We start from the raw sequence: 17,585 nt of genomic DNA on the forward strand, positions 1-17,585 counted from the left end.
GGATATCAACTTAGTCCTAATGCTTCAACAACACTATTGACAGCAATGGTCAAGCCATCTGCGTTTTTCCCTCCGGCTGTTGCAAAATGAGGCTGTCCACCGCCACCTCCCTGGATATGCTTGGCCGCATCTTTTACCAGCTTACCGGCATTGTGTCCTTCGGCTACCACATCATCACTCAGCATCACCATCAGTGTACATTTGGATTCTTCAATCAGTCCGGCTACAAGAACAAAACTGTCTTTCAGCTCTCCTTTTATCTGAAAAGCTACATCTTTCATCAGTTCGGCATGGCCTTTTGTTACTACCTTTATCAACTTTGTACCATGATAGTCTACCGCCCGTGAAACAAGCTCTGCTTTTACCTGTACTGCTTTCTCTTTCAAATAGTCCTCGATTTGCTTCTTCATATCGGCATTTTCCTCGATAGACTTTTTGATGGCTTGCACCAAGTTTGGCATATTATTCATCAAAGTACGTAGTTCGCGAATCATATCCTGCTGATTATAGGAGTAATTCTCGGCGCCTTCTGCCGTTACAGCTTCGATACGACGAATACCAGCAGCAATAGAACTCTCGCCAACGATACGTAACGACCCGATCATTCCTGTGGCAGGCACATGTGTACCCCCGCACAGTTCAACCGAACTACCATATCTTACCACACGTACCTCATCGCCATATTTCTCTCCAAAAAGAGCCATTGCACCCATTTCCTTAGCTTTAGCTATCGGGAGGGAACGATGTTCTTCCAACGAATAATTCGCACGGATTTTTTCACCCACCAAACGTTCTATCTGACGAACTTCTTCATCTGTCACCTTCTGGAAATGTGAAAAGTCAAAGCGAAGTGATTCGGGCGAAACATACGACCCTCTTTGTTCCACATGCGCGCCCAGCACTTCACGCAGAGCTTCGTGCAAAAGGTGCGTACCGGTATGATTGCACTCACACTGTCTGCGTTTTACTTTATCTACTTTGGCAATAAATGTTGCGGCAATATCTTTGGGCAAACGTTCTGTCAGATGAACCGACAGGTTGTTCTCGCTCTTTGTATCCAAAACTGCCACTTTATCTTCATCACTGATCAGCCAGCCACAATCACCAACCTGTCCTCCCTTTTCAGCATAGAAGGGAGTTTCGTTGAGTACGATCTGGTATAACTCTTTATTTTTTTGTTTGATTTTTCTGTAGCGCAATATTTCAGCATCCGACTCAAAAAAGTCATACCCCACAAAACGGCTTTCACCTTCCTTCAATACCACCCAGTCACTCGTTTCAACGGCTGCGGCATTACGGGCACGATCTTTTTGCTGTTTCATCTCGGCATCAAAGGCCGCGATATCTACATTCATACCATGCTCACGCAGAATTAGTTCGGTAAGGTCAAGAGGAAAGCCAAATGTATCATATAATGTAAAAGCATCTACTCCTCCTAAGGTATTCCGTCCTTCGGCTTTTGCTTCTTCCATTTTCTTATCTAATAGACGAATACCTGTTTCCAAGGTACGGAGAAAGGATTCTTCTTCTTCCTTCATTACCCGTTCGATCAGCATCCTTTGCTCAATCAGTTCGGGATAAGCATCGCCCATTGTTTCTATCAAGACCGGCAACAGCTTATACATGAAAGATTCCCGGCGATCCAGGAAGGTATATCCATAACGAACAGCCCGGCGCAAGATACGACGAATCACATAGCCAGCTTTTGCATTAGATGGCAACTGACCGTCTGTAATAGAAAAAGCGATGGTACGGATATGGTCTGCAATCACACGCATAGCGATATCTTTCTGCTTATCTTTTCCGTAAGTAACACCAGCAAGAGCAGCAAGCTTCTGTATGATAGGCTGGAACACATCCGTGTCATAGTTAGACGTCTTCCCCTGTACAGCCATACAAAGACGCTCAAAGCCCATCCCTGTATCAATCACTTTGGCCGGAAGGGGTTCCAGGGAACTATCAGCCTTGCGATTGTATTGCATAAATACCAGATTCCATATCTCAATCACCTGAGGATGATCCTTGTTGATCAGATCGGCTCCTTTGATTTGCTTTTTCTCTTCTTCCGGACGAAGGTCTATATGCACCTCGGAACAAGGACCACAAGGGCCCGTGTCACCCATTTCCCAGAAATTATCTTTCTTATTCCCATTCAATATATGATCTTTTGGAAGATACTTTTCCCAATAGCCCGCAGCTTCATTATCCCGCTCCAAGCCCTCGGCAGCACTTCCTTCAAAAACCGTAGCATACAGGTTTGCAGGATTCAGTTTCAACACATCTACCAGATATTCCCATGCCCAGGCTATCGCATCTTCTTTGAAGTAATCGCCAAACGACCAATTCCCCAACATTTCGAACATCGTATGATGGTATGTATCATGTCCAACCTCTTCCAGGTCGTTGTGTTTGCCGCTGACACGCAGACATTTCTGCGAATCTGCCACACGTGAATATTTAATAGGGACATTTCCTAATATGATATCTTTAAACTGATTCATCCCCGCATTGGTAAACATCAGTGTAGGATCTCCCTTGATAACCATTGGTGCAGAGGGTACTATCTGATGTTGTTTTGAAGCGAAAAACGACTTGAATGATTCGCGGGTTTCTTTTGCTGTCAACATAATATATTGTGTACTACTCGTTAATAATCCGAAAAACAATTTGCAAAAATACTGTAAATTATTATTTTTGCGACAATTATCATTACAAAATATTAAATGGGATTTTTTAAAACACGAAAATCATACTACTTATATGACCCCAATACGCTGAGTTACGAGCGCGTCTACCCTTCGGCAAAAGACCGTATATTCAGTGTAATCAGGCATTTGAGTACCGGAATAGTAGTAGGGGTTATCTTGTTTTTCTCCATGATGCATTTGTTTGACTCCCCCATGGAATCTCAATTACGCAAGGAAAACAAATTACTCCAAACCCAATATGAAGTATTAGCCTTACGCTTAAATAATGCGTTTGACATCCTGAATGGTATACAGCAGCGCGACGAAAACTTATACCGCGCCATCTTTCAGGCTGAATCCATTCCCGAATCCATCCGAAAATCAGGCTTCGGAGGAAGCAATCGCTATGAACACCTGATGAGTCTTTCCAATGCCGAACTGGTAGTAGCAACAACACAGAAGATGGACATACTAAGTAAGCAATTATACGTACAGTCTAATTCGCTGGAAGAACTGATCAACATAGGAAAGACACAGGAAGAACGGACAAAATGTATCCCGGCTATCCAGCCAATTTCCAATAAAGACCTTGCCCGTACGGCATCCGGCTACGGAATGCGTATCGACCCGATCTACCGTACACCTAAATTCCACGCAGGAATGGACTTCTCCGCAAAAATAGGCACAGAAATATATGCTACCGGTGACGGTGTAGTAACCTATGCCGGTTGGAAACAAGGATATGGCAACTGCCTTATGATTGACCACGGATTTGGTTATGAGACTTTATACGGACACATGAGCAAATTCAAAGCACGTGTTGGACAGAAAGTAAGCCGTTGGGAAGTAATCGGATATGTGGGTAATACCGGAAAGTCTACCGGCCCTCACCTGCACTACGAAGTAATTGTGCGTGGCAAGCATGACAATCCTTCTAAATATTACTTCATGGATCTTTCTCCTGAAGAATACGATCACATGATTCAGCTTGCCGATAACCACGGCCAGGTTATGGACTAATAGTTCTACTGTGGATCCGAAAGAAAACAAAGACAAAAAAGAGTTCTACTCTATCAAAGAAGTAGCGGATAAGTTCGGATTAAACACCCCTACACTCCGGTATTGGGAAAAAGAATTTGACATTCTTCACCCTCACACGAAGCCTAATGGGGTACGCTATTATAAAGAGGAAGATATAGAATCCGTTCGTTTGATACATTATCTATTGAAAGAAAAAGGACTAACACTGGCTGGAGCCCGCCAACAATTAAAAGACAACAGAGAAAGTACTGTTCGCACCGCAGAGGCTATTTACCGTTTACAACAAATCAAAGAAGATTTGAGTTATCTTCAAAACGCTTTTAATTCCATAAAATTCTAAGCACGATTCAAACGGTAAAAATAGTACCTTTGCATGTTTATTTACAAATACACAAAAATACAGATTAAATAAAATGGAAGTTAGAGGAAAGATTATTGCCGTATTACCGGAACAAGGCGGCACAAGCAAGACCGGAAACGAATGGAAAAAACAGGAGTATGTACTGGAGACATATGACCAGTATCCTAAAAAGGTTTGTTTCCAAATATTCGGAGGAGACAAAATAGAGCAGGCTGCTATCCAGGCAGGCGAAGATCTGACTGTTTTCTTCGACATAGAGAGCCGCGAATACAACGGACGCTGGTATACCAATATCAATGCATGGAAAGTAGAACGCGATGCTGCAGCAGGTGGTGTAACTCCGGGCAATGCAATGCCTCCCTCCGCTCCTATTGCACCCGCTCAGGATTTCCCTCCCTCAAACCCAACGGATGACCTACCTTTTTAAAGGAATTCTTTTTACAGAATACAGGCGGATTGCTGTTGCTTACTGCTTAATCGGCAATCCGGCCTACTGATTTGATGTTTTTAATTTTCGCGAGTTTGATACACAAACGCTGAATATCTTCCACATCGTGTACCTTTAGTTTTATTTTGCCCTCAAACACCCCGTCTTTGGCCTCAATCAGCAAGCGCTGAATATTTACATTAAATTCTTCTGTTATGACTTTGGTTATCGTATTTATTACACCCAACGAGTCTATTCCTTTCACCTCCAGTGTAGCCTCAAAGGAAGCGATCTTATGACTGCTCCATTGGGTTGAGAGGATACGTTCGCCAAAGCTACTTTTCAGACGCATGGCAATCGGGCAGGAACGTTTATGGACTACTACCCGCCCATCATCGTTAATGAAGCCGAGAGCATCATCACCTGGAATGGGTTTGCAACATTGAGCGATGATATAGTTATGCTCAAACTCGTCTTCTGTCAAAATATAAGCTTTGGTTTTATCAAATACAGGCTTCTCAGGGTTCTCTTCAGGCAGGGGCGCTTTTTCCTTTTTATTCATTTTAAGCGCTTCCATCACCTGTTTCCACATCGAGTTGTTCGACTTTTCTTTCAGCAGCTTCTTTATATTGTCTGGAAACGTAACATCCCCCTTTTCTACAGAATAAAAAAAGTCCTCCCGCTTGGGGAAACCAAAGAAAAGCGCCAGACGATCCATATTGGCTGAAGAAGGTTCCAGCTCCGATTTCTTCAATACAGCAATCACCTTTTCTTCTCCTTTTTTAGCTACGTCTTTCCGTATACGCTTAAGTGCAGCATCAATTCGGGTCCGGGCTTTGGCCGTTGAAACGAAGTGTCTCCATTCCGGCTGAGGTTCTTGTGAGCGGGAAGTTAGTATCTCTACCTGATCACCACTTGACAACTTATGACTCAGGGGTACCAGCTTATGATTCACCTTGGCTCCAATACATTTATTACCGATATTGGTATGGAGGGCATAGGCAAAGTCCAAGGCCGTTGCTCCCGCCGGGAGGGTCTTCAGATCCCCTTTAGGCGTAAACACGAATATCTCGGAAGTAAACAAGTTCATCTTGATGGTATCAAGAAAATCCAAGGCATTCGGATCCGGGCTTTCGAGTATTTCAGTAATCGTTTGAAGCCATTTATCCAGTTCGGTATCTTCCTCCACATGGCTCTCCTTGTATTTCCAGTGGGCGGCAAATCCTTTCTCGGCTATTTCATCCATACGCTTACTGCGTATCTGTACTTCTATCCACTGCCCATCAGGCCCCATTACCGTAAGGTGCAATGCCTGATAGCCGTTTGCTTTCGGGTGACTTACCCAATCACGAATACGGTCCGGCCGTATCCTGTAAATATCGGTTATGGCAGAATAGATATCCCAACAGGTATTCTTTTCGTCCACATCATCCTGCTGCTCAAAAATAATCCGGACGGCAAACAAGTCGTACACATCTTCAAAGGGGATACCTTTGTTCTCCATCTTATTCCAGATGGAATACGTAGACTTTACACGTGTCCGCATCTCATAGGTGAGATGCATGTTTGCTAATTTTTCCCTCACCGGAACGGCAAAGTGTTCAAATAAAGTGTTGCGATACTCTTCAGTGGCTTTCAGCTTTTCGTGTATAAGTTCGTACTCCTTGGGATGCTCGTATTTAAAGCTGAGGTCTTCCAGTTCGGTTTTTATCGTAAACAACCCCAGGCGGTGAGCCATAGGGGCATACAGGTAAAGCGTTTCACCGGCAATCTTATATTGCTTGGCCGACAGCATGGAACCCAAGGTACGCATATTGTGCAGGCGGTCTGCTATCTTAATCAGGATAACACGGATGTCACTACTCATCGTAAGAAGCAATTTCCGGAAATTCTCCGCCTGAGCAGATGCCTGTTCTCCGAAAATACCTCCGGATATCTTAGTGAGGCCATCAACGATCTGGGCGATCTTCTCGCCAAACATATTCTTTATGTCCTCAACCGTATAATCCGTATCTTCTACTACATCATGCAATAAGGCAGAACAAATAGAGGTAGATCCCAAGCCCATTTCGCCACATACGATACGGGCCACCGCCAACGGATGCATAATATACGGCTCACCCGATCGGCGGCGTGCATCAGCATGCGCTTGCTTGGCAAAGTTAAATGCTTTAGTGATTTTCTCTATTTTACGTCGATGGTTCGAATTAAGATAATCATCTAATAGCGCATCAAACTCTTCCTGTATCATCTGGTCGTCAGACTTCATTTGTTCTTTCGTATTGCTCATAATATTATCCGGTAGGAACTTTCAGTATTTGGCCGGGACGTATGTTTGAATTGGGCAGGTTGTTTGCTTTTTGAAGCACGGCTGCTGAAACACCCGGATATTTCCGGGCTATGGAATAAAGGGAATCTCCCGACTTTACTTTGTATGTTACATAACCTTTATTATTAGCAGCCGAAGCAGTCTGCGTCTTTGCTGTTGTTGCTTTAGCTGTTTGTGTTTTCACCTGTTGTGAGGCAGCTGTCGTTTTAGTTGCAGTGGCAGTAGCTGTTGTTTCTTGTTTAGCTTTGTTTGAAGCAAAGGCTACACCTCCATTATCCACATACAGTTTCAAACGCTTTCCGGAAGCAACGCGATTGGAGCCTAAGCCGTTCCATTTGCGGATATCACGCGCTGTTACACCATATTTATCACCAATGGTAAACAGGGTTTCACCTGCTTTTGTCACATGGATAATTTGTTCCCGATTGGAAGCATTTGCTTGTCCATTCTCGTCAAACATTCCCAACAATTCATCCACCCGGTGACCATAAATAGCATTTTCTTTTTCGATATAAGCAAATGATTTACTGGTAGGCAATTTCAATACAGATGGTTTCACATTTCCGGGGATGATATCCCGTTTATACTGCGGGTTTAATGCACGAATTTCTTCCACATCCATTTGCACTAAGTCTGCTACTTGTTGTAGATGAACCGCTCTATTTACCATGACAGTATCCGTAGAGAGCGGCAGGGTGGTTTCTACCGGGCAAATATTATGGTCACAATAATAATTCATGGCATAGTTGGCAGCAATAAAAAGGGGCACATACGAACGGGTTTCTCTTGGCAGATGTTGGAAGATCTGCCAGAAGTCCATCTTACCGCCTGAACGACGAATGGCCTTGTTTACGTTTCCCGGACCGCAATTATAAGCAGCCAATACCAAGTGCCAATCCTGATAAATCTCATACATATCCTTGAAGTAACGACAAGCTGCCTGAGTTGCTTTTACCGGATCGCGACGATCGTCTACAAGACTGTTTATTTCCAGTCCGTAGCTCTTACCGGTAGGCAGCATAAACTGCCAGAGGCCAGCCGCTCCCACCCGGGACAAAGCCGTAGGATTCAAAGCACTTTCCACAACCGCCAGATATTTCAATTCCATCGGCAGACCGTTTTCATCCAATATTTGTTCAATCATTGGGAAGTAAAAGTCTGCCATTCCCAACATATAACGTATCAGGCTGCGGCGGCGTTCCGTATACAGGTTGATACTGTTACGGACAATATTATTATAAGTCATAGGGATTATACGAGGCAACCTTTCCAGGCGCTCTCTAATCACTTCGTCAGAGAAATAAACGTTTTTTTCGTCGTCATGGCAATAGCCGTCTGTTTTGGAGAAATATCTCACATGCCACGACTGAAGCAAACTGTCCACATTGGCATCCAAACTTTCCGGGATCAATCCGATGTCTTCAGAGAGTACATCCGACGATAAAACCGAATAGTTCTGCCCTTCTGTTGCTTCTTCCTGTGCAAATAAGGCAAAAGAGAAACAGAGAAAACAAACTAAAAGGTATAAATGTCTGCTCATATTTGTTAGAATGTTATACTACAGTTAAATCCTATATTCCGCGAACTATAACGAGTCTGCGGCGAGTAGGCCGGTTCTATCCGCATAGATAAATCCGGCGAGACGTCGAAATTAAACAATTCGGCATCTACGTACGCGTCAATCAAAGTGAGGGCATAGAAGCCCACCGTCAAAATTATACTTAAATCCCGATATCTTCGATAATAATTCTTATTATTTTTCAATCGGTCTTGTTGTGTCTTGTTTAAAACGGTTTGTTTCGGATCGGTTCCGGCAGCCATTAAGTCGAGCCATTCATTGCTGAAATTAAAGTCTACTTGCTCTCCGTTTGCCGCATTCAAGGCTTTTTGATAAGCATCGGCATCGTTCATCATACTTTTGTATCCCTGCCAGTAATCCTGGTACATTTTATTGTTCCAGGTAACGGCATACATGAAGCCCATAAACCCTCCGTAAACGAGTGGCAGTTTCCAGTATTTACGGTTATATATCTGTCCCATACCGGGAACAAGTGCAAAAAGAACAGATTTTGTAGAGTTAGGTTTGAATGCTTGTTTGGGTACTTCCGGCATAGATGCAAAAGCCGAATCAGCTGCTTGCAAAACGGCTTGAGTCAACGAGTCGGGAGCTACAACGACCACCGTATCTACAGGCGTAACATCTACGATCTCCTGAGCACTCCCTATTGCCGGAAAACAAAACAACCATAATAAGGCGGTTAATATGGCACTACATGTTTTAATTGTTGCCTGCCGCATCCTGTCTGTTATTTCAACTTATCAAACAAACCGATCAGACGCTCCAGATCCTCCTCCGAGGTAAAAGGAATGCTTATCTTTCCTTTCCCATTCTCATTATAAGTCAGCTGTACTTTTGTATTGAAAAAATGGGACAAATGATCTTTCAACATCTTATACTCTTCCGGAAGCTTAGGTTTACGCGTATCCTTCGAAGCACCTTTATCATCTTTTTGTAGTGGATCTTCTCCGGCCGCTGCTCCGCGCACCATTTCTTCCACCATACGTACCGACAAGCCTTCCGACATGATCTGTTCGTACAAGGCCAGCTGCACTTCCGGATCTTCTACGGGGATCAATGCACGGGCATGCCCCATGTCTATTTTTTTGTCTTTCAGGCTCATTTGTATCTCAGCAGGGAGCTTCAGCAAACGCAGGTAATTGGCAATCGTTGCCCGTTTTTTACCTACCCTTTCACTCAGCTTTTCCTGTGTGAGCCCGTAAGTATCTATTAGTTTTTGGTAAGCCAGAGCTATTTCTATCGAGTTGAGGTCTTCACGCTGAATGTTCTCTATCAGCGCCATTTCCACCACATTCTCGTCGTCAGCTGTTTTTATGTAAGCCGGGATACGTTCCAGTCCGGCTTTCAAGGAGGCACGGTAGCGGCGTTCACCCGATATAATCATGTATTTATCCGCGCCGATCTCTTTTAACGTGATCGGTTGGATAATACCTAAGGCACGGATAGATGCCGAAAGTTCTTCCAGCGTTTCTTCTTCAAAAACGGAACGAGGCTGATCAGGGTTCGGTTGAATTTTGCTTAATTCTATTTCACTAATTGATGATGAACCACCTGTTTTCAGATCGTCCATAGTGATCAAGGCATCCAATCCACGTCCTAAAGGAGACTTTTTTCCTACTGCCATGTTATTTATTCTTTTCTATTAATTCTTTTGCCAATTGTATATGATTGAGTGAGCCTTTGGATTCTGCGTCATATAGAATAGCCGGCTTCCCATAGCTGGAGGCTTCGCTGAGTTTAATATTACGCTGTATCACAGTTGTGAACACCAAGTCGCGGAACGGACGTTTCACCTCTTCGTATATCTGGTTTGCCAGGCGAAGACGGGAATCATACATTGTAAGCAGGAATCCTTCTATTTCCAGTGACGGGTTCAGTTTAGACTTGATAATCTTAATGGTGTTCAACAATTTGCTGATACCTTCCAAGGCAAAGTATTCACACTGCACCGGAATCATAACCGAATCGGCAGCCGTAAGTGCATTAACGGTAATCAGTCCTAACGAAGGTGAGCAGTCGATCAGTATAAAATCATACATGTCTTTCAGAGGTAGCAACACATACTTCAGTATCTGCTCCCGGTTTTCCATGTTCAGCATTTCAATCTCAGCCCCTACCAAGTCGATGTGAGACGGGATAATATCCAGGCCTTCTACCTCTGTAGGAACAATCGCCTGCTTGGCATCGTCACCGTTTACCAGGCATTCATAGATTGAAAGATTTACGTTGCGAATGTCTACGCTTAACCCTGAGGAAGCATTAGCCTGTGGGTCAGCATCCACAACCAGCACCTTTTTCTCAAGAACAGCCAATGACGCGGCGAGATTTATAGTAGTAGTTGTTTTTCCAACACCGCCTTTTTGGTTTGCTATAGCAATAATTTTTCCCATATTTTGTCCTAAACTATTTCTCGTGCAAAACTAAACATTAAATATTTATACACAATTCAAATGGTACAAAACTATACCTTACCTGTTGATAAGTGGCGAAAACTGTTGATAACTCCAAAAACAATATCCTGTATCAACTTCTGCTTTTCCAAAGCAACAAGAAATCCAGGATCGTCATGGCAGCCATCGCTTCCACAATAGGAACAGCACGAGGTATAACACAGGCGTCATGACGCCCGCGAGCCGTCAAAACGGTATCCTCTCCCTCCACCGTAACCGTGTCCTGTTCCATCAGTATCGTTGCCACCGATTTAAAGGCTACGTTGAAGTAAATATCCTGTCCATTGGAAATACCTCCCTGGATACCTCCCGAATGGTTCGTGCGTGTATTGATCCGTCCTCCATCATTAAAGAAACGGTCGTTCCGTTCAGACCCTTTGTAAAGGGGAGCATTAAAGCCATCTCCATACTCAAAGCCTTTTACGGCATTGATCGAGAGCATAGCCTGCCCAAGAGCCGCATGTAATTTACCGAATACAGGTTCACCCAATCCTACCGGACTCCCCTTGATCACACAACTAACTACGCCACCAATGGTGTCACCTTTGGATTTTACTTCCATGATGAGTTCTTCCATTTGCGAGGATAGGACAGGGTCGGGACAACGGACGATGCTTTCTTCCACCAAGTCGAGGTTATAGCCCTTATAATCACCCTTCAGCTTAACAGAACCTATTTGTGAACTGTATGCCTGAATGGATATATTATAGGGCAGTAAGGCTTGTTTGGCAATAGCCCCGGCTACACAGCGTGCAATCGTTTCGCGAGCCGAAGAACGTCCTCCGCCTCTCGGATCGCGGATGCCGTATTTTGTTTGATATGTATAATCAGCATGTGAAGGGCGGTACACTGTTTTCATGTTGTCGTAGTCATTGGAATGCTGATTTTTATTCCATACCACAAAACCAATGGGTGTACCGGTTGTCTTTCCTTCATAAATGCCGGAGAGAAACTGCACTTCGTCGTCCTCCTTACGAGGAGTCGTTACCTTGGATTGTCCTGGTTTACGACGACTCAACTCATACCGGATATGCTCCATATCCAATACGATCCCTGCCGGACAACCATCGATTACACCACCGACAGCGGGTCCGTGAGATTCGCCAAACGAAGTTAGTCTATATATCGTACCGAAAGAATTCACAACGAATTAGTGCTGATGTCCGCAACCGCTGCAACCGCCACTTTCGCAGCCATCGTCGCCACAATCACAGCCACCTGAAGAAGACATAGAAGCTATTTCCTCTGCTGTAGGCTCATGTACATCTATAACTTCACCGGTAAAGTTCAAGGTTTCTCCGGCCAAGGGATGATTGAAATCCATTACTACAACGTCATCTTTCACTTCAATAACAGAACCATTCAAACGATTGCCGTTTGAATCCATCATCGGGACGGTATTTCCTTCTTTAATCATTTCTGCATCGAACTTACCATCTACCTCAAATATATTCTTAGGAAGCTCCAGCAGGTTTTCTTCGTTATATTCGCCATAGCCATCAGCCGGAGATATAGTAAAGTTGAATGAGTCGCCTACATTCAAGCCTTTTAATGCATCTTCAAAGGCGGGGAGCATCATGCCCGTACCGAAGATAAAACTCAGAGGCACCTCGGCTGTTGCTCTCTCCATTAATTCCCGTTCGTCACCTTCGCCTACGTTCAGGTCGTAAGTAACCGAAACGAATTTATTTGTTGCAATTTTCATTTGATTTTTGATTTATAAATGCTTACTGATTGCAAAGATAACATTAACCTGCTATTTATCATAGCTCACGAGCTATAAAAAATCGCATGCGTGCAATTCTGAAATCGCATGCGTGCAATTTTCAAAACGCATGCATGCGATTTTTCAAACGTATGGGCACGTTTTTTATCTGTGCCGAATAGCCTCTTTTAATGCGGGTAGTGAACGTTCCAACACAGCGCGCGGGCAGCCGACATTCATACGCATATATCCTTCGCCGCCGGAGCCAAACATAGCGCCGTCGTTCAAGGCCAGCCCGGCATCGTTTACAAACAGGCTTACCAGCTCCTTCCGGCTCAATCCCAGCTCCCGGCAATCCAGCCACACAAGGAAAGAGGCCTGAGGTTTGTAAACCTTTATCTGAGGGATATTTTCGGCCATATAGTTTGCAACATAGTCTACATTCTGCATGACGTACTGAAGCATTTGCTTCCGCCATTCCTCTCCGTACGTATAGGCGGCACGGGTGGCTTCGTACGCAAAAATTGTACCTGCGCTCAGTTCTCTTGCTTCCAGAAAAGTATAGAATTTCTCACGAATAAGGTCATCGGGTATGATGGCATAAGAGGTTACAATCCCCGCTATATTGAAGGTTTTGCTAGGCGCCATAAATGTGATACTGCACGAAGCAGCCGTTTCCGAAACCGAAGGAAACGGATAATGCCTGAAAGGAGGATACACCATCTCGGAATGTATTTCGTCTGAGACAACCAGCACCTGATGGCGGGCACAGATCTCGGCCAAACGGGCGAGGGTTTCTTTCGTCCAGACAATTCCCCCGGGATTATGGGGATTAGACAATATCAATACTTTACACTTCTCGTCGATAATGGATTCCAGCTGATCGAAGTCCATCTCATACGCGCCCTCTGTCTGCTTCAGTGGGTTGTAAACTACCTCCCGCTGCATGGCTTCCGGCACCAAACGAAACGGATGATATACCGGCGGCTGGATAATAACTTTATCGCCCGGACGGGTAAAGCAGTCCAACACAAAGGCTATTCCCTTTACAATTCCCGGAATGTAGCTTAACCATTCTTTTTTGATTTCCCAGGCATATTGAGTATTTAGCCAGCGGATAATGCTATGATAGTAATCGTCGGAAGCAAAGGTGTATCCGAATACTTCATGCGCACAGCGTTTCTTTAGTGCATCGACAATAAAATCGGGCGTGCGAAAATCCATATCAGCCACCCATAGAGGCGTAAGATCCGCCTTGCCATAAACCGTTTCCAGAGCATCTACCTTTATACAGTTTGTTCCTTTGCGGTTAATAATCTCATCAAAATTATATTGTTTCATTCCTTTGTTTGTTTAGTTTAGTACAAACAAATATATAAATCTTTTTATATTTGTAAGATATATAACTTTTGAAACGATGACTTTTAGATATATAATCTTATTTTTCTCACTCGTGTTTGCCTGGCAGATAAGCGCCCAGTGCAGAGTAGACAACAACACCTTCCAGGCAGGGGAAGACCTGAGGTATGATATGTATTTCAAATACGGGCTTATCAACGCAAAGGCCGGAAATACCTCCTTACGGGTGACAAATGAAAAGTACAACAACAAGGATGCCTTGAAAATGACATTGATGGCCAAATCCTCGGGAGTAGTGAAGTCGGTTTTCTCATTGGCAGACACGCTTTCCTGCATTATGTCCAAGGATCTTGTTCCGTTAGCTTATCTAAAGAATGCTTTTGAGAACGACGACTATACCATTGAAAAGGCGACATACAGCTACGAAGGCGAAAAGGTGCATATCAAGACATCACGCGTACGAAACGATATCCTGCGCTTCGACGAAAATCTAACATCAGCCTCTTGCATCTACGACATGCTGAGCATAGTGTATTATGCCCGTACCCTTGACTATTCCACGATGAAAGAAGGGCAGAAAACAAATGTAGCTTTTCTGTCAGGAAAACGAATGGAAAATATGGATATCGTATATCAGGGGACAGAGGCCATGAAAGCCAATGACGGAAACAAATACGACTGTATCAAGCTGGTATTAATCATAAACGGTGAAGTCTTTGAAGACCAGAAAGAGGCAATGAAAGTGTATATTACCAACGATCCCAACCGCATCCCTGTACGTATCGATTCTAAGCTAAAGGTGGGCTCTACCCGCGCCATCCTTAAAAGCTACCAGGGCTTAAAATACTAAGAAGCCGGATATAACTTATACGGTTTTACATCCCAGGCCGTACATGTCCAGAACGGCTCATTGTCTTCTTTTTCAAAAACACAAACGCCTCCTGTGGCAACCTTTATCTCATGCTCTTGAGTGAATTTCTCAAAATCTCCGGTCAGATACGGGGCGAAGCGGAGTATTCCGTTACTACTAACCAGTAATACCGTCTGATGAGCGGGATCTGATGCTACTTTTGCAGCGAAATCTTCCCAGGTCCGGATAATTTGCTGAGGATTTACATGCCAGCCGTCCGGCACGATTGCTTCCTTATTCCAGGCGTCTATAATGGCTTTTCCTTTAGCTATATCGCCAGCGCCCAAGCGCATCATTACTTCTTCTTCCGTGCGATTTTCGTCTACGCCATAGTCTATTTCAACAAAATCGACCAAGGGGATTACGGATGTTTGCAGACCCATTACCTGAACGGCTAGTTCTGCAGTCTGCTTCGTACGTAACAGAGGCGCTGCGTAAACGGTGTCTGGAATCAGGTTGTTTTCTTTTAAATATATCCCGATGCTCCTTGCTCGGTGCTCTTCTACCAATGGCAGATCTGTCTTAGCTCCCACTCTTGTGGGAGTCTCTCCCGGACGGAACGTATTCCCGTGACGGGCTATGATTATCTTTCTTCGCATAACTCTCCAAATTCGGCAATTAGTTGTTCCGCTCTAGCTACATCTTCCGGGCTGTCAACTCCCGACATAGACTTCCGGCCTCTATAATCGACTTCCACCATTTTCACAAGTATCCTATTGTGTAGGAAACGCATCTGTTCAAGACCTTCGGGCAATTCGTAGGGCGAAGGTTCTTCTTCAAAATAGTTCTTCAGCGCATCATACGTGTAGGCATACAGGCCGATATGCCTGCGTACGGGAGACTTATCCAACAAATCCCTCAGTTTCTCTTCTTTCCGAATAGCCGGGATGATCATCTTGCTAAACGCCAAAGCATAGCCAAACTTATCCACCAGAACGGTAGTTCCCGAATAAGGGGTTGATTGTTTGGCTTCTTTCATCCGGTCATATTCTTCCCAAGACAAGTGCAGGCAGGGAGTAAAGACCTGTGCTTCCTTATCTTTTTCCCAACTATCTATCAACTGGTCGATAAACCAGGGAGGGCATAATGGATTATCTCCTTGCAAATTTATGATAAACTCAGGAGCGTACTCCATCGGTTGAACAGCATCCCAGCAACGCTCTGTTCCACTTTTACATGTCTCGGAAGTCATCGTTACCGGAATATGGTGCAAAGTGCAAAAGTCTACAATTTTATCATCATCCGTTGCCACCACATAGCTGCACGATTCATGCTTACGGGCTACAGATTCAGCTATTTCGGCTACGCGCTTTATCATTTCCTTTCCGGCTATTTTTACCAGCGGTTTACCCGGGAGCCTCGTACTGGCATAGCGGGCAGGAATTACAATCAGTATTTTATGTTGTTTCATCATGATCCGGAAGTTTGTTACGCAAAGATATTCATTATTTCAGACAAACCTTTATTCGGCCTCACGATCCTCCGGTTCCAGATCGACAGCTTCTCCTAGAAGGTCTACAGCTTTTTCTTGGGGAAGCTCCTGAACAGCACGTAGTTTTTTCTCTATAGCTCTTGATCTTACTCCAGCTGCGTCTATCACATTTGTAGCAGCTTGTAGTTTTCTCTTTGTATCGTCTAAGAGTCTTCCAAACCTGCCAAATTCGGTTTTTACGGCTCCAAGGATTTCCCATACTTCGCTTGATCGCTTCTCTATGGCTAATGTCTTGAATCCCATCTGTAAGCTACTCAGAAAGGCTACCAGATTGGTTGGTCCAACGACCGTAACCCTGTAATCCCTTTGCAGAACTTCAAAAAGGCCTGTACGCCTCAATATTTCAGCATAAAGCCCTTCTGTGGGGACAAACATAATGGCAAAGTCTGTTGTCACCGGAGGGTTTATGTATTTGCTTCTTATATCCTTGGCATTCTTCTTTACTGAATTTTCAAACTGCTTGGAGATAGCGTCTACCTCTTTGGAGTTTAAGTCGCTAATATTCTCGTACACATCCAGCAAGCGCTGGTAGTCTTCTGTTGGAAACTTTGAGTCGATAGGAAGCAGAAGTGATTGGTCGTCATTGTTCTTTCCGGGAAGTTTAATCGCGTATTCCACCCGCTCCTGGCTACCTTTCTTCACGGCAGCATTATGTTCGTACTGTTCGGCAGAGAGTATCTGCTCCAGAATAGCGCCCAACTGTATCTCGCCTAAATTTCCACGGGTTTTGACATTCGTAAGTACCTTCTTCAGATCACCTACCCCTGAGGCCAGGGTTTGCATTTCTCCAAGTCCACGATGTACCTGTTCCAGCCGATCGCTTATCATTTTAAACGACTCGTTGAAACGCTTCTCTACCGTTTCCTGAAGTTTTTCATCCACTGTTTTACGCATCTCCTCCAAGCGCTTGTTGTTATCGTCTTGAATGCTCCTTAGTTTACTCTCAACGGTTTCGCGTATCTCCTTTAGGGAGGTAGCTTGTTCCACCCGGTTATCCTTCAACGATTGGCGGCTTTCGTCCCTGTTGCGGCTAAACTCATCACGTATCAGAGGATCAATCCTGCGCAGTTCCGCATTCATCTCAATCAGCTTATTCTTGAACCCTCCAAGATTACTCCTACTCCCTATTAAAGTCAATATAATATTAATAAGCCCAATAGCTATCAGACCTACCAACAAGAAAAAAGTCGTTATATCCATTGTACAATTCATCATTCTAATCTCACAAAAATACGTATATATTTT

Annotated in this window: 16 protein-coding genes; 4 read left to right on the forward strand and 12 right to left on the reverse strand. The window is 44.2% G+C overall.

Going from position 1 to position 17,585, the window contains the following annotated elements:
- Positions 1 to 5 precede the first annotated feature (5 nt).
- Positions 6 to 2,627: an alanine--tRNA ligase gene (gene alaS, locus M2470_RS15290; RefSeq protein ID WP_280745920.1), complete on the reverse strand. Its 2,622-nt coding sequence runs from the start codon at positions 2,625 to 2,627 to the stop codon at positions 6 to 8.
- Between the two features lie 96 nt (positions 2,628 to 2,723).
- On the opposite strand from alaS, the gene M2470_RS15295 reads away from it, so the two are divergent.
- The 3 genes from M2470_RS15295 to M2470_RS15305 all read left to right on the forward strand — a co-directional run bounded on the left by M2470_RS15295 (position 2,724) and on the right by M2470_RS15305 (position 4,516).
- On the forward strand, positions 2,724 to 3,707 hold the full coding sequence (locus tag M2470_RS15295) for a M23 family metallopeptidase (protein WP_280745919.1): 984 nt from the start codon (positions 2,724 to 2,726) through the stop codon (positions 3,705 to 3,707).
- A 10-nt stretch (positions 3,708 to 3,717) separates the two neighbouring features.
- Complete coding sequence (locus M2470_RS15300; protein WP_280745918.1) at positions 3,718 to 4,068, forward strand: MerR family transcriptional regulator; 351 nt, start codon at positions 3,718 to 3,720, stop codon at positions 4,066 to 4,068.
- A gap of 73 nt (positions 4,069 to 4,141) precedes the next feature.
- Positions 4,142 to 4,516: a DUF3127 domain-containing protein gene (locus M2470_RS15305; protein ID WP_280745917.1), complete on the forward strand. Its 375-nt coding sequence runs from the start codon at positions 4,142 to 4,144 to the stop codon at positions 4,514 to 4,516.
- A gap of 46 nt (positions 4,517 to 4,562) precedes the next feature.
- Here the strand turns inward: M2470_RS15305 and M2470_RS15310 are convergent, their stop codons facing one another.
- From M2470_RS15310 to M2470_RS15345, 8 genes are all read right to left on the reverse strand, one after another.
- Positions 4,563 to 6,806 carry a RelA/SpoT family protein gene (locus tag M2470_RS15310; protein ID WP_280745916.1) on the reverse strand — a complete coding sequence of 748 codons (2,244 nt, stop codon included), beginning with the start codon at positions 6,804 to 6,806 and terminating at the stop codon, positions 4,563 to 4,565.
- A gap of 4 nt (positions 6,807 to 6,810) precedes the next feature.
- A complete protein-coding gene (locus tag M2470_RS15315; protein ID WP_280745915.1) occupies positions 6,811 to 8,385 on the reverse strand; it encodes a lytic transglycosylase domain-containing protein in 1,575 nt (524 codons plus the stop codon).
- A 5-nt stretch (positions 8,386 to 8,390) separates the two neighbouring features.
- Entirely contained in the window at positions 8,391 to 9,143 is a 753-nt protein-coding gene (locus M2470_RS15320; protein ID WP_280745914.1) for a DUF5683 domain-containing protein, read from the reverse strand.
- 8 nt (positions 9,144 to 9,151) lie between these two features.
- Entirely contained in the window at positions 9,152 to 10,048 is an 897-nt protein-coding gene (locus M2470_RS15325; RefSeq protein ID WP_280745913.1) for a ParB/RepB/Spo0J family partition protein, read from the reverse strand.
- Position 10,049: 1 nt separating this feature from the next.
- Entirely contained in the window at positions 10,050 to 10,814 is a 765-nt protein-coding gene (locus tag M2470_RS15330) for an AAA family ATPase (RefSeq protein ID WP_280745912.1), read from the reverse strand.
- A gap of 133 nt (positions 10,815 to 10,947) precedes the next feature.
- A complete protein-coding gene (gene aroC, locus M2470_RS15335; protein WP_280745911.1) occupies positions 10,948 to 12,018 on the reverse strand; it encodes a chorismate synthase in 1,071 nt (356 codons plus the stop codon).
- A 6-nt stretch (positions 12,019 to 12,024) separates the two neighbouring features.
- Positions 12,025 to 12,579, reverse strand: coding sequence for an FKBP-type peptidyl-prolyl cis-trans isomerase (locus M2470_RS15340; RefSeq protein WP_280745910.1), 555 nt, complete (start codon positions 12,577 to 12,579; stop codon positions 12,025 to 12,027).
- Between the two features lie 165 nt (positions 12,580 to 12,744).
- Complete coding sequence (locus tag M2470_RS15345; RefSeq protein WP_280745909.1) at positions 12,745 to 13,920, reverse strand: PatB family C-S lyase; 1,176 nt, start codon at positions 13,918 to 13,920, stop codon at positions 12,745 to 12,747.
- 76 nt (positions 13,921 to 13,996) lie between these two features.
- On the opposite strand from M2470_RS15345, the gene M2470_RS15350 reads away from it, so the two are divergent.
- Positions 13,997 to 14,788 carry a DUF3108 domain-containing protein gene (locus tag M2470_RS15350; protein WP_280745908.1) on the forward strand — a complete coding sequence of 264 codons (792 nt, stop codon included), beginning with the start codon at positions 13,997 to 13,999 and terminating at the stop codon, positions 14,786 to 14,788.
- Here M2470_RS15350 and M2470_RS15355 read toward each other — a convergent pair.
- Genes M2470_RS15355 through rmuC form a run of 3 tightly spaced genes read right to left on the reverse strand, consistent with a single transcriptional unit; the run spans position 14,785 to position 17,540 of the window.
- The gene (locus M2470_RS15355; RefSeq protein WP_280745907.1) at positions 14,785 to 15,447 is read right to left on the reverse strand and encodes a histidine phosphatase family protein; all 663 of its coding nucleotides are present in this window, start codon (positions 15,445 to 15,447) and stop codon (positions 14,785 to 14,787) included. The genes M2470_RS15350 and M2470_RS15355 overlap by 4 nt on opposite strands.
- Positions 15,432 to 16,259: a 3-deoxy-manno-octulosonate cytidylyltransferase gene (kdsB, locus tag M2470_RS15360; protein ID WP_348524226.1), complete on the reverse strand. Its 828-nt coding sequence runs from the start codon at positions 16,257 to 16,259 to the stop codon at positions 15,432 to 15,434. Before kdsB ends, M2470_RS15355 begins: the two co-directional genes overlap by 16 nt.
- A gap of 51 nt (positions 16,260 to 16,310) precedes the next feature.
- Positions 16,311 to 17,540 (reverse strand): DNA recombination protein RmuC, encoded by a 1,230-nt coding sequence (gene rmuC, locus M2470_RS15365; protein ID WP_280745905.1) that lies wholly within the window; start codon positions 17,538 to 17,540, stop codon positions 16,311 to 16,313.
- Positions 17,541 to 17,585 lie beyond the last annotated feature (45 nt).

The organism is Parabacteroides sp. PH5-46 (genome assembly GCF_029892785.1).
GTDB lineage: Bacteria > Bacteroidota > Bacteroidia > Bacteroidales > Tannerellaceae > DFXE01.